Here is a 230-nt window from a genome sequence, read left to right as displayed (position 1 = left end):
TGCCGTCAGTCAGCACATAGTTCCGAAGTGCCTCTTCCAGCGGTGACAGTAGCCGGCAACATGCATCCACCCGGCCCGACAGCAGTGAGCGACTCAGCTCCACACCCTGGCGACCGTATATTTCAGACTGGCGGTACAGCGGGGTGTGCTCTGTATACTCAGAGGTCAGTACGCGGGCTAGCAGCCCCGGTCCTGCTATACCCCGCCCGATGGGCCGCGGAGGCGCGGGG

General features: G+C 63.9%; 1 protein-coding gene. It reads right to left on the bottom strand.

Annotated elements, in window-relative coordinates; genetic code table 11:
- The coding region (locus IAE50_RS25845) for a transposase (protein WP_200581711.1) at positions 1 to 230 on the bottom strand (230 nt) is incomplete at both ends.

The organism is Kosakonia sp. S42, from assembly GCF_016624785.1.
GTDB classification, from domain to species: domain Bacteria; phylum Pseudomonadota; class Gammaproteobacteria; order Enterobacterales; family Enterobacteriaceae; genus Kosakonia; species Kosakonia cowanii.
The sequence above is the reverse complement of the archived record's forward strand: the minus strand, read 5'-3'. Positions and strand labels throughout refer to the sequence as shown.